Source organism: Planosporangium spinosum (assembly GCF_049999945.1).
Taxonomy (GTDB): domain Bacteria; phylum Actinomycetota; class Actinomycetes; order Mycobacteriales; family Micromonosporaceae; genus Planosporangium; species Planosporangium spinosum.
This window is the reverse complement of record NZ_JBLYUB010000007.1, coordinates 116,397-133,268: the sequence shown is the minus strand read 5'-3', so window position 1 is coordinate 133,268 and position 16,872 is coordinate 116,397. Positions and strand designations below refer to the sequence as shown.

The 16,872-nt window shown below is 73.2% G+C and carries 15 protein-coding genes; 4 read left to right on the top strand and 11 right to left on the bottom strand.

Translation table 11 applies throughout. The annotated features are described in order from the left end of the window. Positions 1–32: 32 nt before the first annotated feature. Complete coding sequence (locus ACNTMW_RS12140; RefSeq protein ID WP_426633563.1) at positions 33–851, top strand: patatin-like phospholipase family protein; 819 nt, start codon at positions 33–35, stop codon at positions 849–851. Positions 852–857: 6 nt separating this feature from the next. Here ACNTMW_RS12140 and ACNTMW_RS12135 read toward each other — a convergent pair whose 3' ends face one another. The 8 genes from ACNTMW_RS12135 to ACNTMW_RS12100 form a co-directional block, all read right to left on the bottom strand. Then, complete coding sequence (locus tag ACNTMW_RS12135) at positions 858–1,235, bottom strand: hypothetical protein (protein WP_426633731.1); 378 nt, start codon at positions 1,233–1,235, stop codon at positions 858–860. Between the two features lie 113 nt (positions 1,236–1,348). Further along, positions 1,349–3,667 carry an FtsX-like permease family protein gene (locus ACNTMW_RS12130; protein WP_426633562.1) on the bottom strand — a complete coding sequence of 773 codons (2,319 nt, stop codon included), beginning with the start codon at positions 3,665–3,667 and terminating at the stop codon, positions 1,349–1,351. Next, entirely contained in the window at positions 3,664–4,380 is a 717-nt protein-coding gene (locus ACNTMW_RS12125) for an ABC transporter ATP-binding protein (RefSeq protein WP_426633561.1), read from the bottom strand. The genes ACNTMW_RS12130 and ACNTMW_RS12125 overlap by 4 nt, the downstream gene beginning before the upstream one ends. Beyond that, positions 4,377–4,901 carry a PadR family transcriptional regulator gene (locus ACNTMW_RS12120; protein WP_426633560.1) on the bottom strand — a complete coding sequence of 175 codons (525 nt, stop codon included), beginning with the start codon at positions 4,899–4,901 and terminating at the stop codon, positions 4,377–4,379. The genes ACNTMW_RS12125 and ACNTMW_RS12120 overlap by 4 nt, the downstream gene beginning before the upstream one ends. A 143-nt stretch (positions 4,902–5,044) precedes the next feature. Next, complete coding sequence (locus ACNTMW_RS12115) at positions 5,045–6,139, bottom strand: FHA domain-containing protein (protein WP_426633559.1); 1,095 nt, start codon at positions 6,137–6,139, stop codon at positions 5,045–5,047. Positions 6,140–6,382: 243 nt separating this feature from the next. Continuing rightward, complete coding sequence (gene proC, locus ACNTMW_RS12110) at positions 6,383–7,189, bottom strand: pyrroline-5-carboxylate reductase (RefSeq protein ID WP_426633558.1); 807 nt, start codon at positions 7,187–7,189, stop codon at positions 6,383–6,385. A 67-nt stretch (positions 7,190–7,256) separates the two neighbouring features. Continuing rightward, complete coding sequence (locus tag ACNTMW_RS12105) at positions 7,257–8,282, bottom strand: 6-phosphofructokinase (protein ID WP_426633557.1); 1,026 nt, start codon at positions 8,280–8,282, stop codon at positions 7,257–7,259. Between the two features lie 227 nt (positions 8,283–8,509). Then, positions 8,510–9,019, bottom strand: coding sequence for a polyadenylate-specific 3'-exoribonuclease AS (locus ACNTMW_RS12100; RefSeq protein WP_426633730.1), 510 nt, complete (start codon positions 9,017–9,019; stop codon positions 8,510–8,512). Positions 9,020–9,391: 372 nt separating this feature from the next. Between ACNTMW_RS12100 and ACNTMW_RS12095 the strand changes: the two genes are divergently transcribed. Then, positions 9,392–10,084, top strand: coding sequence for a Crp/Fnr family transcriptional regulator (locus ACNTMW_RS12095; protein WP_426633556.1), 693 nt, complete (start codon positions 9,392–9,394; stop codon positions 10,082–10,084). A gap of 124 nt (positions 10,085–10,208) precedes the next feature. On the opposite strand, the gene ACNTMW_RS12090 is transcribed toward ACNTMW_RS12095, so the two are convergent. Then, positions 10,209–10,454, bottom strand: a complete 246-nt coding sequence (locus tag ACNTMW_RS12090; protein WP_426633555.1) for a hypothetical protein — start codon at positions 10,452–10,454, stop codon at positions 10,209–10,211. Positions 10,455–10,622: 168 nt separating this feature from the next. Here ACNTMW_RS12090 and ACNTMW_RS12085 point away from each other — a divergent pair, with 168 nt between their 5' ends. Further along, positions 10,623–14,162 carry an AAA family ATPase gene (locus ACNTMW_RS12085; protein ID WP_426633729.1) on the top strand — a complete coding sequence of 1,180 codons (3,540 nt, stop codon included), beginning with the start codon at positions 10,623–10,625 and terminating at the stop codon, positions 14,160–14,162. Positions 14,163–14,207: 45 nt separating this feature from the next. Here the strand turns inward: ACNTMW_RS12085 and ACNTMW_RS12080 are convergent, their stop codons facing one another. After that, positions 14,208–14,933: a lysophospholipid acyltransferase family protein gene (locus tag ACNTMW_RS12080; protein WP_426633554.1), complete on the bottom strand. Its 726-nt coding sequence runs from the start codon at positions 14,931–14,933 to the stop codon at positions 14,208–14,210. Between the two features lie 234 nt (positions 14,934–15,167). Between ACNTMW_RS12080 and ACNTMW_RS12075 the strand changes: the two genes are divergently transcribed. Further along, positions 15,168–16,076 carry a DUF308 domain-containing protein gene (locus ACNTMW_RS12075; protein WP_426633553.1) on the top strand — a complete coding sequence of 303 codons (909 nt, stop codon included), beginning with the start codon at positions 15,168–15,170 and terminating at the stop codon, positions 16,074–16,076. Positions 16,077–16,079: 3 nt separating this feature from the next. Here the strand turns inward: ACNTMW_RS12075 and ACNTMW_RS12070 are convergent, their stop codons facing one another. Beyond that, on the bottom strand, positions 16,080–16,868 hold the full coding sequence (locus tag ACNTMW_RS12070) for an alpha/beta hydrolase (RefSeq protein ID WP_426633728.1): 789 nt from the start codon (positions 16,866–16,868) through the stop codon (positions 16,080–16,082). Positions 16,869–16,872 lie beyond the last annotated feature (4 nt).

The window sequence follows — 16,872 nt, the reverse complement described above, 5'->3', positions numbered from 1 at the left end:
CATCACGTCACGAAGCGACGCGGAGGGACGGCATGAGCACCGCGCTGGTGCTCGGTGGCGGTGGGATCACCGGCATCGGCTGGGAAGTCGGCGTGCTGACCGGACTGCGCCGCGGCGGGGTGGACCTGACCGGGGCCGACCTGGTGGTGGGCACCTCGGCCGGTTCGATCGTCGGCACGATGGTGGCCTGCGGGGTCGACCTCGACACAGCGGTGCAGGTGCAGCGCGAGGAGGAGGAGCAGAAGGCGGCCCGGATCGACATCGGGCTGGCGGTACGCGCCTTCGGCATCCTGCGCGACCCGTCCCTGGACCCGCAGGAGGCCCGGGCCCGGGTCGGCGCGCTGGCCCTGAGCGCCGAGCTGGGCGACCCGGACGGGCAGGTCAAGTGGTTTGCCGCGCGGATGCCCCAGGACGAGTGGCCGGAGCGCCGACTGGTCGTCACCGGCGTCGACGCCGGGACGGGCGAGTTCGTCGCCTGGGACCGGGATTCCGGCGTACCGCTGGTGCGCGCCGTCGCGGCGAGCTGCGCCGTACCGTGCGTGTTCCCGCCGGTGGCGATCAACGGCCGGCGCTACATCGACGGCGGCGCGCGGTCGGGTACGAACGCCGACCTGGCCGCCGGCTACGACGAGGTCGTGGTGATCGCTCCGCTGGCCGACTCGCCGCTCTTCCCGTCGCTCGGCGACGTGGCGGCGCTGCGCGACCAGGCCAAGGTCGTCCTCGTCAAGCCCGACGAGGACGCGCTGCGGGCGATCGGGCCGAACGTGCTGGACGCGTCCCGGCGGGTCGCGGCGCTGGAGGCCGGGCTGGCCCAGGGCGCCGCGCTGGCGCGCGAGGGACTCGCCTGGTAACAACGATCATGAGCGGTTCCGGTTGATCCGCAGGGCGCTCGGGCCGACGACCCGGGCGCCCAACCGGATCACCCGGTCGCGCAGACCGCGGTCGGAGGTCACGACGAGCCCGTCGCCGCTGCCCTCGCGCCGCAGCAGGTCGACGATGGCGTCGTCGCCCGACGACCGGTCCGCCGAGACCACGCGCACTCCCGGCACCGCCGGCACCCCGCGGGCGGCCCCCTCGACGACGAGCACGAGCTCGTCGTCGCCGCTTCCGCCCTCAACGGCGGCCGGCCCCGCCTCGGCCAGCGCGTCGCGCAGCCGTTCGGCTGCGCCCACGCGGTCGCGCCACCAGCCGTCCGGCACCGAGCCGACCACGTTCGCTCCGTCCACGACAATCATCATGGAGCCAGTTCTACCCATGATCGTGGAGAGTTCGCGAGGCGACGCCCGTGAACTCTCCACGATCGTGACGTGCTCCGATTCAGTGCACCGTCACTCCGCCGGCCCGCCGGTCACTCCGTACGCAGAGCTTCCGGGCGCATCAGGCGCCACAGGGCCGGCAAGGTCAGCGCGGTGACCAGCAAGACCACGGCCGCTCCCGCGCCGGCTATCCCGGCCATGCTCGGCCAGTCGAACCGCACCGGCTCACCCACCATCGCCAGCAGCACCGCGCCCAGGCCGCCCCCGGTCACCACCGCCAGCCCGAGACCGAGCAGCACGGGCACGGTCGTCTGCCACAGCACCGACCACCCCAGGGTCGCCCGCCGGGTACCGAACGCGACCAGCACCGCGAGCAGCCGGCGCCGTTCCTGCAACTGTTCCAGCATCGACACCAGCAGGCTCGCCCCGATCAGCAGCAGCGTGACGACCAGCCCGGCGAGCAACCCGCGCCGGACGGCGGCGAACTGATCGGACGTCGTCGTTTGCCGCAACTGGTTCACGTACATGGCCGGGCTGATGCCGTACGCCGTGTTGCGGACGTGCTCGTAGGCGTCGGGCGTGGCCGGGTCGATCCGCAGATAGGCCTGGACCTGTGCGTTCACCAGCACCGCCGGGGGTATCGCGGCGGGAGTGACGAAGATCCCGTTGTAGGCGTTGCCGATCGGATCGGCCCGCGGCCCCGCCGGCCTGGCGGTGGCAGGCACCGTCCAGACGACCGGGTCCAGCCCGACCCGCTGGCCGGGGCGCGGGGTGGCCGCCGTCCCGGACACTCCGCCCGGGCCGTCCACCACGAAGACGTCGCCGTCGGCGCACCCGTCGATCGCGGCCACCTCGCGCAGGCTCGGGCAGTCGCCGACGAACACGCTCACGCGCGGCTGCCCGGCCTCGGGCGTGGCGGACGCCGCCGGATCGGTGCCGAACAGCTGCGCGACGCTGAGTGCGGAGCGGACCCCGGGAGTGGAACGGAACCTCCCGGCGATCTCCTCGACGCTCATCCCGGCGTCGTGCCGGTCGACGCCCGCCTGGACCTGCGCCCGGCGGGTGTCCTGACCGGTAGCGGTGACGTTGGTGGCCGCCGCGGCGGCGAACAGCGTCTGCAGCGCGATCCCGCCGGCGACCGCGACCGCGATGCCGCTGACGACCCTGGCGGCGACTCCGCTGTTGAGCTGGAGCCGGCGGATCGCCAGTTGCCAGGCGACCGTCCCGCCGCCGAGCCGGCGCACGACGGCCTCGACCAGCCAGGGCAGGATGACCGCCACGCTGACCAGCAGCAGGATGGCGCCGCCGCCGACCTGGTACGTGTTCGCCCGCGCGCCCGACCTGCCGCCGACGGTGCCGATCAGCGGGTACAGCAGCGCCAGCCCGAAAACCAGCGGGACCAGGCGCCACCAGAGCCGGCGGCGGGTGCCGCCGGCCCGGCGGACGACGCCGAGCGGTTCGATGACGATACGGCTGAGGGCGAACAGGGTGAGCGCGACGGCCGTCGCCGGTACCGCCAGCGCGACCAGGGTGGCGAACACCGGGTCGGGACGCACGTCCGAGGTGAACACGCTGATGTTCGCCAGCGTGATCCGCTCGACGAACTGGATCCCGACTCCGAAGAACACCGCGCCGGCCAGCACGCCCAGCACCGCCGCCACCAGGGCTTCACCGGCCGCGATCCGCCGGGCCATCCGGCTGTCGGCCCCGACCAGGCGGAGCGCGGCGAGGCGCCGGTCGCGTCGCTCGTCGCCGAACCGGATCGCCGCGGCGATGAACACCCCGATGGGCAGCAGCAGCACGACGAAGATGATGACCACCAGCAGGGCCAGCTCGGCACCGAACGCCTCGCTCCGGTTCTCCTGTCCGAAGTGGTCGATGCGCTGCACGTCCGGGGCGCCGGCGAGCCGGTCGGCCCCGGCGTAGAAGGCGTACTCGCCGGGGCCGGCGAGCCCCCGGTCGCCGATCGTGCCGGCGATCCGGTACGGCAGCCTCGGTTTGAGCAGCGCACCGTCCGGCGTGGACAGCAGCCTCGCCAGCGCCGGCGACACGACCATCTCGCCCGGCCGGGGCAGTGCCGTCAAACCGGGTGGTACCGGAGCGTGCGGGCCGTCCGGCTGCACCAGCACCCCCCGTACCGGGCTGTCCCGGAACGCCGTGTCGAACGGCTGCACCAGCAGCGTCCGGTCGCTCCTGGCCGGCTCGGTACCGGCCAGGAGCCCGTAGTCGCGCGCCTCCGCCCGGTCGTGCCGGGCCTGCAGCATCGCCGGGATGGACGACGCCGCCAGCAGCATCGCGACTCCCAGGCCGACCCCGACGACGGTCATCGCCGTCCGGATCCAGCCGCTCCGGCCACCCGTCCAGGTCAGCCGCGCTCCGAGCGACAGGTCCCGGATCCACCGCGCGATCACGCGGCCAGCTCCATGTCGCGGGTACGGCCGTCGCGGACCACGATCTCGCGGTCGGCGTACGCGGCCACCCGGGTCTCGTGGGTGACCAGGACGACGGCCGTACTCTCCTCCCGCGCCACCCGGGTGAGCAGGCGCATCACGCGCTCGCCGTTGAGCGAGTCGAGCGCGCCGGTCGGCTCGTCGGCGAACACCACGCGCGGCCGGTTGACCAGCGCGCGGGCCACCGCGACCCGCTGGCCCTGACCGCCGGAGACCTCCCCCGGCCGCTGCCGTGCGACGTCGGCGACCTCCAGCCGGTCCAGCCACCCGGCGGCCCGGCGCTCGGCCTCGCGGCGCTTCACGCCGTCCAGCCGTAGCGGCAGCGCGACGTTCTCCAGGCAGGTCAGTTCGGGTACGAGCTGGCCGAACTGGAAGACGAAGCCGAACTCGCGGCGGCGCAGCGCGCTGCGCTCGACGTCCGACATCGCGGTCAGGTCCCGGCCGTCGTAGACGATCCGCCCGGCGTCGGGCGGCACGATCCCGGCGACGCAGTGCAGCAGCGTCGACTTACCGGAGCCGGAGGGGCCCATCACGGCGACCACCTCGCCGGCCCGGACGTGGATCGAGGCGCCGTCGAGCGCGCGGGTGGCGCCGAACGCCTTGCGCAGGTCCAGGCCCGCGAGCAGGGGCGCGTTGCCGTCGGTGGCGAGCAGGTGTGCGTTGCTGTCGGTCATGCGAGGACCCTCCTGGCGAGGTCGTCGAGTCGGGCGGCGGTCAGTTCCAGCCAGCGCAGGTCGGCCTCCAGGTGGAACAGGCCGTAGTCGCAGATGAGCTGGTCGGCGAGGTCGTCGCTGTCCTTGCGGCGGGTGAGCTGGCGCATCAGGCGCAGGTGCTCGGCCCGCTGGGTGTCGAGGATCTCGGCGGCGCCGCGGCCGGTCAGCAGCGCGATCACGACCTTGGTGTACAGCGCGTTCTGCAGGTACAGATCTGGCTTCTCGGGCTGGGTGAGCCAGCGTTCGACGTCGGTGATCCCGGCCGCCGTGATCGAGTAGCGCTTGCGTTCCGGCCCGTCTCCGGGCTCGACGCCGTCGACCTCGACGAGGCCGTTCTTCAGCAGCCGGGACAGCGTCGCGTAGACCTGCCCGTAGTGCAGCGGCCGATCCTGGCCGAACCGCTCGTCATAGGCCCGCTTGAGGTCGTACCCGTGGCGGGGATGGGACTCCAGCAGCCCCAGAAACGCCTGACCAATTGACATGATCAGCACTATACACACGCCTGTATACACACCATGTATACATGACGAGAGTAGGCGGCGTGTCGCACAAAAACGGCTGATCAGACGAGAGCGGGCCCGGCTCGTCGGAGCCGGGCCCGCTGTCGGCGTCGCGGACGGGACGGTCAGGGGCGGGGCAGGCGCATGGCCATGGTCGGCGCGTCACCCATCACGGAGCTCTGCTGCGCCACGCCGCCCGACGCGCTCTGGCGGTCCGCCCGGCACACCTCGACCCCCTCGTGCAACTGCACCAGGTCCCACTCGCCCAGCACGTACGGCTTGTCGAGGGAGAGCCCGACCGGGCGGGGCGCGTCCCGGGGACCCGGGCGGCTGAGGACCACCGTGCCGTTGGTACTGAGATCGGTCACCGACAGCTCGCCGCCCCGCACCTCCAGGCGCAGATGGTTGCGGCTGACCCGGCGGACCGCCTCGTCGTCGAGGTGCGGGCCGAGCACGATGCCGTCACGCCCGTCCGGGGAACGGCCCACCACCACCGGTCGCCCCTCGGTCACCACGAACCGCTCCCGCACGGCACCGTCGACCCGGGCCACCATCGGCACGGCGGCCGGCTGCGTGCCCGCGTCGGCCAACCGCTCGCCGTGCCGGGGGCAGAACGGCACACCCCGTACCAGGTGCGGGGGCGGCTGGCCACCGTCGCGGGCGGCCCCGCCGGAGAACGGGCCCGCGGTCACGCCGAAGCTCGCACAGTCGGGTACGGAGCACTGCCAACGGCGCCCCAGAACGGCGTGGCGCTGCGGCGTGGTGCCCAGACCTCCGTCGAGGGCCGCACCGCCGGGCGAGGGGACCGGGGCGTACCGCACGCCGCTGTACCCGGGCAGCGGCAGCCGGGTGAGCACCGGCTGCCCGATCAGGGCGGCGACCTCGCACACCCGGGCGAGCGCCGGCAGCTCGGCCGGCACCACCTCGGCGAGCCCGTCATCGGACCAGCGGCGGATCACCATCCGCTCGTTGGAGGTCAGATCGGTGTCGGAGAGCAGGGCACGGGAGGCCACCGGATAGAGCGCGACGCCGTCGTCGCCGAGTTGCCGGCTCAGTGCGTCGATCACCATACCGACGCGGATCAGCTGAGCCGGCCGGCCGCCGTCGAGGTCGGCGAACCGGACCGCCTCACCGAGATCGACGACGGCGCCCGTCTTGAGGGGGTCGGTGCTCAATCGGCGCTCGATGGCGTCCAGCGCACGCGTTACTTCGAATCGCACTCGATGAAGGCTACCGGTCACGCGCATCCGCACCGCAGCGGTCGCCGACCCGCAACGGCCGCCGACCCGTAGCAGGCGCCGCCGTCGCGCGGGGCGACGGCGGCGGACCGGCCGGCTGCAGGGGAAGACGCCGGCCGTACTCCCAGGGGCTACCGGTCAACGGTAGGCCGGACGCCTGCCGGCCGGGAAGAGGTACGCACGTGAGTGAATCCCACCGGGGGCCGCCCGGACGTGCGACCGCGCTCAGACGTTCTGGTCGGCGATCTCGCGGGCGCGGTCGCGGGCGGCCTCGAGCGCGGCGAGCAGCGCCGCCCGGACCCGGTGGTTCTCCAGTTCCCGGATCGCGTTGATCGTGGTGCCGGCCGGCGAGGTGACCGCCTCGCGCAGCTTCACCGGGTGCTCACCGGAGTCGCGCAGCATGATCGCCGAACCGATCGCGGTCTGCACGATCAGGTCGTGTGCCACCTGCCGGGGCAGGCCGAGCAGGATCCCGGCGTCGGTCATCGCCTCGACCAGGTAGTAGAAGTACGCCGGCCCCGACCCGGACAGCGCCGTGACGGCGTCCTGCTGCGACTCCGGCACCCGGATCGTGCGCCCCAACGGCCGGAACATCTCCTCGGCCAGCGCCAGGTGTTCTCCGGTGGCGTGGGTACCCGCGGAGACCGCGGTCATCGCCTCGTCCACCAGCGCGGGGGTGTTGGTCATGACCCGTACGACCGGCGTGCCGGCGGGCAGCCACTTGGCGAAGAACGAGGTGGGCAGGCCCGCGCACAGGCTCACCACGAGCTTGTCCGCCGGTACCCGCGGGCCGAGGTCGGCCATCAGCGCCTCGGCGTCCTGCGGCTTGACGGCGACCGCGAGGACGTCGGCGCGCGCCACGGCCGTGTCGTTGTCGACGACCTCGACGCCGTACCGCTCCTTCAGCTCCGCCGCCCGCTCGGCGCGCCGCGCCGTGACGATCACCCGCTCGACCGGCCAGCCGGCGCGCAGCAGCCCGGACAGAAGCACCTCGCCGATCTTGCCTGCGCCGATCACCGCGACCGTGTGCATGCCAACCCCTCTCCGCGCGGGTCGTCGCGGGGCGCTCCCGGCCCCGCGACGACCCACGTACGTACTGTCAGCCGAAGAAGACCTCGGCCTCGGTGTACCGCTCGACCGGTACCGTCTTCAGCTCCCGCGTGGCCTCGGCCAGCGGCACCCGCACGATGTCGGTACCGCGCAGCGCCACCATCTTGCCGAAGTCGCCGTCGTGGGCGGCGTCGATCGCGTTCAGGCCGAAGCGTGTCGCGAGAACCCGGTCGAACGCGGTCGGCGTACCGCCGCGCTGGATGTGGCCGAGGACGACGGTGCGCGCCTCCTTGCCGGTGCGCTTCTCGAGCTGCTCGGCGAGCCACTGGCCGATGCCGCCGAGGCGGACGTGGCCGAACGCGTCGAGCTCCTGGTTCTGCAGCACCATCTGGCCCTCGATCGGGGTGGCGCCCTCGGCGACGACCACGATCGGCGCGTACTGCGTCTCGAACCGCTTCTCCACGTACGCGGCGACCTGCTCGACGTCGAAGTGGCGCTCCGGCAGCAGGATCACGTTGGCCCCGCCGGCCATCCCCGAGTGCAGGGCGATCCAGCCGGCGTGCCGGCCCATCACCTCGACGACCAGCGTGCGGTGGTGGCTCTCGGCCGTGGTGTGCAGCCGGTCGATCGCCTCCATCGCGATGTTGACCGCGGTGTCGAAGCCGAACGTGTAGTCGGTGGCGCCGAGGTCGTTGTCGATGGTCTTCGGTACGCCGACCACGTTGACGCCCAGGTCGGTCAGCTTGGCGGCCACGCCGAGGGTGTCCTCACCCCCGATCGCGATGAGCGCGTCGATGCCGTGGTCGACGAGGTTGGTCGTGATCTGCTCGACGCCCCCGTCGATCTTGAACGGGTTGGTACGCGAGGAGCCCAGGATCGTCCCGCCCCGCGGCAGGATGCCCCGCACCTCCGGGACGCCGAGCGGGCGGGTGAGCCCCTCCAGCGGGCCGCGCCAGCCGTCACGGAACCCGATGAACTCGTGGCCGTACGTCGAGACACCCTTCCGGACCACGGCACGGATGACCGCGTTGAGCCCGGGGCAGTCACCGCCGCCGGTGAGCACGCCGATACGCATAACCTGGTCGTCCTTCCCAATTGTTGGTGCGTAAACGACAAGCGAGCCCCGCGGGCGGAGACCGGACGCGCTCGACGGGTCGGCCCCCGCGTTCGGCATCGTTGCCGGCCCGGGGCGGGCCGCAACTGCGCACTGTAGTCGCCATCGGGACCGAAAACGCAGCGACCCGGTAGTAGATTTCGATGGGTTCCCGATGGACTCACCCCTACTCGGCGGTAACGGGGGTGCTACCTGCCCCCGTGCCGGATCGGCCCCATCGCCTGCCAGCGCGCCAGGTTGTGCCGGGCGTCGACCAGCGCGTCGTGACGGTCGGCCATGGTCGGCAACGGCGGGCGGCCGTGGTCGTCCCACAGCTGCCGCAGGTCCTTGGTGAAGCGGGGGATCTCGCGGGGCAGCGCGGTCATCGCACCCCAGAGCTGGGCGAGGGCCACGTGATCGTACGCGGCGTACCAGGCCCACAGTTCGATCTCGTCCGCCTCGCCGGTGTGCAACGGCTCGGCGAGGAACCCGTACAGGTCGTCGCGAATCCGTTCGCGCGACCGCCAGGCCCGGTCGGCCGGCGAGGGCAGCCTGTCGAGCACGTTACGGCGTACCCACGGAATCGCCCGCGCGTCGTCGAACTCGGTCGAGACCGCGTAGAACTCACGCCCCCGCTCGTCGACCACGCCGATGGAGACGAGGTCGATCAGGCGCCCGTCCTCGATGAACTCACAGTCGTAGAAGTAGCGGTACGGCATCATGACCATCCTCCCCCGCCGCGCCGGCACCCGGCGCAGCGGGGTCGATACGGCCGCCTCCGGCTCGATAGGGTCGGCACGGCGGGGTCGGGGACGGCTCTCCCCTGATCGTGGTCCACTGGGGACGGTCGGCATCCGGCTCGGCCGCCGCGGACACGTCATGGTCACGTTTCGGCAACTTTCCGGCAAGCCGGTAGCGCGTTTGCGCAACGGATCGTGATCACCGGTACAGGTCGCTTCGCCAGCGACGCCATGAGCGCTAGCCTGCGACCGTCCAGAGTCGGACACCCGACGGCGGGGGTGTACACCACCCACCCGGGCCGTCATGATCAGGGGTAACTGTTCAGACTGTTACCGGGGAGGGGTTGGACCGTGGAGGTTCGGCTGCCGGATCCCGGCGACGCGTTGACCGGTGTGGAGATGTTCGCGGGGCTCGAACCGGAGGTCCGCCAGCGCGTCATCGCCGCGGCCGTGCCGCGGACCTACCGCAAGGGTCAACTGCTGTTCGTCGAGAACGATCCTGGCGAGTCGCTCATCGTGCTCCGGCGCGGCGCCGTGATGGTGTTCCGCACCGCGCCGACGGGCGAGCGGGCCGTGCTCAATGTGATCCGGCCGCCCGACGTACTCGGCGAGCTGTCACTCCTGGACGGCGGCGCCAGGTCGCTGTCCGCCGAGGCGATCGAGGACTGCCAGGCGCTCGCCCTGTCCCGTGGCGCGTTCCTGGAACTGGTCCACGCGAACCCGCGCATCCTCGACGCGGTGATGCGCTCGCTGGGCGGCCTGATCCGACGACTGACCGAGCAGAACACCGATCATGTCTTCCTCGACCTGCCCGGCCGGGTCGCCAAGACCCTGGTCCGCCTCGCCGGCGACACCCAGGCGCCGATGGTGACCATCGAGCTCAACCAGAGCCAGCTCGCGGAGATGGCCGGCGGTTCCCGGCAGAGCGTCAACCAGGCGATCGGATCCTTCGCCAGCCGGGGCTGGCTGCGCACCGAGGGCCGGCGCATCGTGGTCACCGACCTCGGGGCGCTGCGCCGCCGGGCCGGCATGACCGACCGCTGAGCACGGACCCGGCCACCGACCGCTGAGCACGGACCCGGACACGGCGATGCGACCGTGGTCCGCTGCTGCACGGCAGATCACGGTCGCGTGCCCACCGACCCGTCCTCGGTCGGCCGTACCCGGCTCAGGTCTGGATCCCGGTCTCCCCCGCCCACTGCGGGTTCGTACCGGTCTCGCCGGCCCACTGCGGGTTACCGGTCTCGCCGGCCCAGTTGGTCCCGTTCTTGCCCGGTCCGGGCTCCGCCGACGCGACGACCCCGTTCGCCTCGAGCTGCGCCAGCGTGACGGCGTCGACGTCGACCATGTCCCCGGCGGCGTGGAACTCCCCGCCGCCGTCTGTCCAATCCTGAGCGAGCCGGACGGCAACCATCGAAAACCCCCAATAAACAAGTCATCAAATCCGCTCGAACTCTAGACGGGCCGGACGGTCGTCCACTGTCTTGTTCCGTACACCTGCCCGCCGACCGGGCCGAACGCCTGGTTCGCCGGCCGCGGGACGTGTGAGGATACGGGCGTCGGACCCCGAAGGAGAGGCACCATCGCCACGTCGTGCTCCCGCTGCGGACGCGCGGCCTCCGCTGACGACCGGTTCTGCGGTGGCTGCGGCACCGAGCTGACCACCTCCTGCCCGGAGTGCGGCCGGGCGCTCGCCCCCGACGTGCGCTTCTGCACCGGCTGCGGCACCCCGCTCGGCCACTCGTCCCCGGTACCCGGCGCCGCGCCCAACGAGGACCGGCGGCGCATCAGCGTGCTGTTCGTCGACCTGATCGACTTCACCCCGTACGTGGAGCAGTCCGACCCGGAGCTGGTCCGCGAGATGCAGCAGGGGTTCTTCACCGCCGCCCGCCGGGTGATCAGCCAGTACGGCGGCGTCGTCGAGAAGTACATCGGCGACGCGGTGATGGCGCTGTTCGGCGCGCCGGTGGCCACCGAGACCGACGCGGTCCGCTGCGTGCGGGCCGGCCTGGAGCTGCAACGGGTCCTCGCCCGGTACGCGCCCACCGACGCGGACACCGGCGGCCCGACCCGTCCGGGCACGTTCTCCGGACGCTTCCGGGTCGGCATCGCGACCGGGGAGGCGCTCGTCGACGTGGCCGCCGCGCGCGACGGCGGCCAGGCGATCGTGGCCGGTGACGTGGTCACCACCGCGTCCCGGCTGCAGTCGGTGGCACCGCCCGGCGGGGTGGTCGTCGACGAGGCGACCTACGCCGCCTCCAAGTCGGCGGTCCGGTACGAGGCACAGGCGCCGGTCACCCTGCGCGGCCGGTCGTCACCGACCGAGGTGTGGCTCGGGGTCGCGCCGCTGCAGCGCACCCACCCCGACCGGGAGGCCGACGGCTCCCCGCTGGTCAACCGCACCCACGAGCTGGGCCTGCTGGTCAATGCCCTGCACCGGGCGTTGCAGGACCGGGTGCCGCAGCTGGTGAGCGTGCTGGGGCGCGCCGGCATCGGCAAGAGCCGCCTGGTCCGCGAGCTCTACCAGCACAGCGAGCAACTGCTGGACACCGCCGTGTGCTGGCGTACCGGGCGGTGCCCGCCGTTCGGCGAGAACGTCACGTACGCGGCCCTGGCCGACATTGTCAAGGCCGAGGCCGGCATCCTCGACACCGACAGCGCCGACGTCGCCCGCAGCCGACTCGACCGCGCCCTGCGCGACCTGGTCGACCCGGCCGAGGCGGCGCGCCTGTCCGACGCGCTGGGCCCCCTCGTCGGCCTGCGCGGCCCGACCCTCGCCGCCGAGGAGGCCGAGTCCGCCTGGCGGCGCTTCGTCGTCGCCCTCGCGGCGCGCCGGCCGACCGTCCTGGTCTTCGAAGACCTCCACTGGGCCGACGAGAAGGTGCTGCGCTTCGTCGAGCTGCTCGGCGCGTCGGTGCGCGACGTACCGCTGATGCTGCTGTGCACCGCCCGGCCGGAACTCGTCGAACGGCACCCCACCTGGGCCGGCACCATCTCCGGGTCGCTGACGATCGCGCTGCCGCCGCTGCGCCGGCCCGAGATCGCCAAGATGTACGCCAACCTGCTCGGCCAGGCGGCGTTCCCGGCCGAGATGTTCGACCCGCTGGTCGAGCTGGCCGACGGCAACCCGCTCTACGCCCATGAGTACACCCGGATGCTCATCGAGCAGGGCCGGCTGCGCCCGGCCGAGGCGCTCGCCCTGCCCGACGGGCTGCCCATGCCGGACAGCGTGCACGCCGTCATCGCCAACCGCGTCGACCTGCTGGACGCGGCCGACCGGACCGTCCTGCAGGCCGCGGCCGTGGTCGGCATGCAGTTCTGGCCCGGCGCGGTCGCCGCGGCGCTCAACCAGCCCGTCGACGTGATCGAACGGGCGCTACGGCGGCTGGAACAGCGCGACCTCATCCACGAGCAGCCCACCTCCACCATGGCGGGCCAACCCGAATACCGCTTCGGCCACGTGCTCGTCCGCGACGTCTGCTACCAGCGGCTTCCGCGTACCGAGCGGGTGGCCCGCCACGAGCGGACCGCCGAGTGGCTCGACGGCGTGGGCAGCGACCGGGCCACCGACCTCGCCGAGGTGCTCGCGCACCACCGGTACACCGCGCACGAGATCGCCCGCACCCTCGGCCTGGACGCCCAGCGGTACGCGCCGCCCGCCCGGGACGCGCTGCGGCGGGCCGCCCGCCGGGCGTACGCGCTCCAGGCGCACGCGACCGCCGCCGGCCACGCCGCACGGGCGCTGGCGCTGTTCGACGACGGCGACACCGACCCGGTACCGGTCCTCGAACGGCTCGGCGTCGAACTGCTCGCCACCGAGATCTCGTTCTACTCCGACCGGGACGCGTTCCTCGCCGGCGGCGGCGAGGACCGGCTCCGGGCCCTGGCCGCGCGGCTGTACGCCGGCGGCGACCGGGCCAACGCGGCCCGGTCGTGGACGCTGCTCGGACAGGCCGCGTGGCTGCGGGCCGACCGGCTCGCCGCGCTGGCCTGCCTGGACCGGGCGGTCGAGCTGTTCGGGGAGTTGCCCGACACGCCGGAGAAGGCCGACGCGTACGCCGAGCTGGGCCGGCTGCACATGCTCAACCACGAACGCGACCCGGCGGTCACCGCGGCCGGCATGGCCGCCGACATCGCCGAGCGGCTCGGCCTGGCCGAGGTCGCCGCGAACGCCCGGGTGACCGTGGGCACCGCCCGGTACAAGGCCGGTGACCGTGGCGGCCTGGCCGAGCTACAGGCCGTCACCGAGCTGTGCCGCAGCCAGCACCTGCTCGCCCTGCGCCGGGCCATTCAGAACCTGTCGTACGCGCTGCGCGAGGAGGGCGACTACGCCGGATCGCTGGCGCTGCTGGAGGAGGTGCGCCTGGGCATGCCCGGCGGGCACAACCTGGCGACCGGCTACTCGTACCAGGCGATGCTCGCCCACGTCGACGGCGAGTGGGACCGGATGCTCGCCGCCGAGGCCGACCTGGCCACCACCGGCGGCGAGTGGGACCTGCAGGTCCGGGGGATCTGCGCGCAGGTGCGGATCATGCGGGGCGATGACCTCGGGTGCGCCGACCCCGACGAGATCGACGCGCTGCTGACCGCCGGGCGCCGCAGCGGCTTCTACCGTCTGGAGTGGACCGCACTGTCACACGTCGCCCTCTGCCGGGCCCTGCAGGACCGCCTCGACGAGGCGACCGATCTGCTGTCGGAGCTGGTGGACTCGTGGCGGCCGGTACGGGCGCTGGTGAGCGGCGAGTGGGTGGACGCGGCGTCGCACGCCGCCGCGATCGCCGGGCGAACCGCCTCGACCCGGCTGCGCGAGATGCTGGGCGAGGTGTCGCACCGGACCGCCTGGGTGGAGGCCGCGGCCCGGACCGTCGCCGGGGGCGTCGCGGCCGCCGACGGCGACCACGCCCGGGCGGCCGGGCTGCACCTGGCGGCGGCGGACCGGTACGCCGAGATGGGCCACGCGACCAACCGGGTGCTGTCACTCGCGGCCGCCGCCCGGTCGCTGCGCAACTTCGGCGACGACGACCGGAGCAAGCAGGTACGCGCGCAGGTCACCGCGTTCGCCGAGCGCAACCAGGCGCCCGGCCTGCTGCGGCTGGCCGGCTGCGAGGTCCCGGCGAGCTGACGACGGGCGCGGGCGGCATCGTGGTCACCGCCGCGCCGGCCGACGTCAGGCGGCGACCACGGGGGTCGGCTCGGCCTGCTCCGGCTTGCCGCTCTTGGCCTTGCCCGACTTCACCTTCTGGGCGTACACGTCGACGTACTCGCGGCCGGACAGTTCCATCAGCTCGTACATGATCTCGTCAGTCACGGCGCGCTCGATGAACCGGTCGCCGGCCATCCCGGCGTACCGCGAGAAGTCCATCGGCGGGCCGAACCGGATCCGCACCCGCTTGAGCCGCGGGATGAGCTTGCCGGGCGGCTGGATCTTGTCGGAGTTGAGCATCACGACCGGGATGACCGGCGCTCCGCTCTCCAGTGCCAGCCGGGCCACGCCCGTCTTGCCCCGGTAGAGCCGGCCGTCGGGTGAGCGGGTGCCCTCCGGGTAGATGCCGAACAGGTGGCCCTCGCGCAGCACCCGCAGCCCGGTGTCGATCGCGGCCTGGGCGGCCCGCCCGCCCGACCGGTCGACCGGGATCGTGCCGGTACCGACGAAGAACATCTTGGTCAGCCAGCCCTTGAGCCCGCGCCCGGTGAAGTACTCCTGCTTGGCCACGAACGTGACCCGCCGCTTGACCATCAGTGGCATGAAGATCGAGTCGGAGAAGGAGAGGTGGTTGCTGGCCAGAATCGCCGGGCCCTCGTCAGGCACGTACTCACGGCCCTCAACCTTGGGCCAGAAGATCAACCGCAGCCATGGGCCGAGGATGATGTATTTGAGCAGCGAGTAGACCACACGTGTCCTTCCAGATGCACCGGTTGCCCGCACACCGACGCACTACGGCACGCCGGCCGCATCCGCCTGGTCCGCCGTCGAGCGTACGAACGTCGTTGTTGAGCGTACGAACCCGGTACCTCACACCACAACGCACTCCCCGAACAGTGGGCAACCGTGTCAGGATTTCGGTCAGCGGCCACCCACGTCGTACTCCACGGCGTGGCGGGCGGTCGCGTCAGGAGGGCAGAGCCGGTGCCAGCGGGTGGCTCCCGGCGCGGAAGGCGCGACAACGGGCTCAGCGCGGCCGAGTACGCCGCGGTGGGCGACGTCGATCCGCGCGTCGGCGAGCATCTACTCGACGTGCTGGCCGGCGAGGGCATAGCCGCCTACCTGCTGCCGGCCACGGACCTGCACCCCGTCACCCGGACGACGACCCTGCCGGCCCGGCCGACCGACCGGCTCTACGCCGACCGGGAGCACCTGGACCGGGCCCGGGAGTACCTCGCGCGGCTGCGCGCCGACGAGAACGCCGGGGTCGACGCGCCGGTGGCCGCCGTCGCCGACCCGGCCGGCGCGCCGGCCACCGGGGCGGACTCGACCGACAGCGTCGACGTCGAGACCGCCTGGGCGCGCATCGTCGCCGGGTACGACGTGGAACTCGACGACCGGGCCCCGCCCTGGCCGGCGGCCGAGAACGTCTCCGAACGGGCGCTCGACGACACCGACCCCGACCTCGGCCACCGGATCGGTCACGACGCGGGCGAGGCGGGCGGCCGGGACCGAGAGGCGGGCGAGCCGGACGCGCGCGCCACTGACGGACGCGGCCGGGGATCCGGCACGCCGACCAGCCGGCCCCCGGACGAGCCGAGCCTGCTCGACGCGCTCGACACCTTCGGCACCGGGCTGCCCGACGACGACGAGGGCTACACGCCCCCGCCACCTCCCCCGGTCCCCCGCCCGCCGGCCCAGGTGGTGCTCGCGCTGATCGGGATCGTGGGCGGCCTGCTGCTGTTCTTCAAGCCCGACCTGGTGCCGATCGACGCCGACGTGGCCCAACTCCTCGGCTTCGGCGGGCTGCTGGCCGGCGTCGTCACGCTGATCTGGCGGCTGCGCCCCGGCGACGAGGAGGAGGACGACACCGACGACGGCGCCGTCGTGTAAGCCCTACTGGTCCGGCTTGTCCAGCCAGTCCAGGATCGCGTCGATCGGTTCCTTCCATCGAGCGTCCAGCATCAGGTCGTGCCCCATCCCCGGGAACAGCAGCGGGGCACCGCCGTACCGCTGGGCCACGGTGGTCAGTGCGGCCCGGCCCACGAGCCGGTCGTCGGGGCTGCCGACCACGAGTACCGGCGGGTCGCCGACCGGCGCTTCCGGCGCGGAGTGGAGGGCCAGCTGCCACTGTGCCCGTGCCGCCGCGCCACCCAGCCGCGCAGCGTACCGGTTGCCGTCCGGGACGGGCAGGTCCCGACTGAACAGGTGGGCCCGGCGGGGTCGCAGCGGCCGCCCGACGAGCGCCGGCGCGATCGCCAGCGGGCTGCGGGCCAGGGCGGAGAACGCCGCGCCGGGACCGCCGAAGACCGGTGACACCAGGACGGCCGCCCTGGCCGGGTACCGTGCCAGCGCCAGCGCCACGACCAGTGCCGACGCTCCGTGGCCGACGAGGACCGCCTGGCGGGGCAGGCTCGCCGCCACCTGGGTGACGTCGTGGACGTACGCCCGCAGCGTCGTACCGGGTGCCGAGCCGCTCCCGCCGTGCCCGCGCAGGCTCATCGCGTACGCCGGGAAGCCGCGCTCGCACGTGTGCTCCAGCCAGTGCTCGGCGAACGCCCAGGCGCCGTGGTTGAAGCCGGGTACGAACAGCACCGGCGGCGCGTCGCCGGCGTCGGCCGGCGTGGCGGTGAGCACCTCGCGGCGCACCGGCACGGGCGGGAGCGCCCACTCCCGCTGCCGCATGATC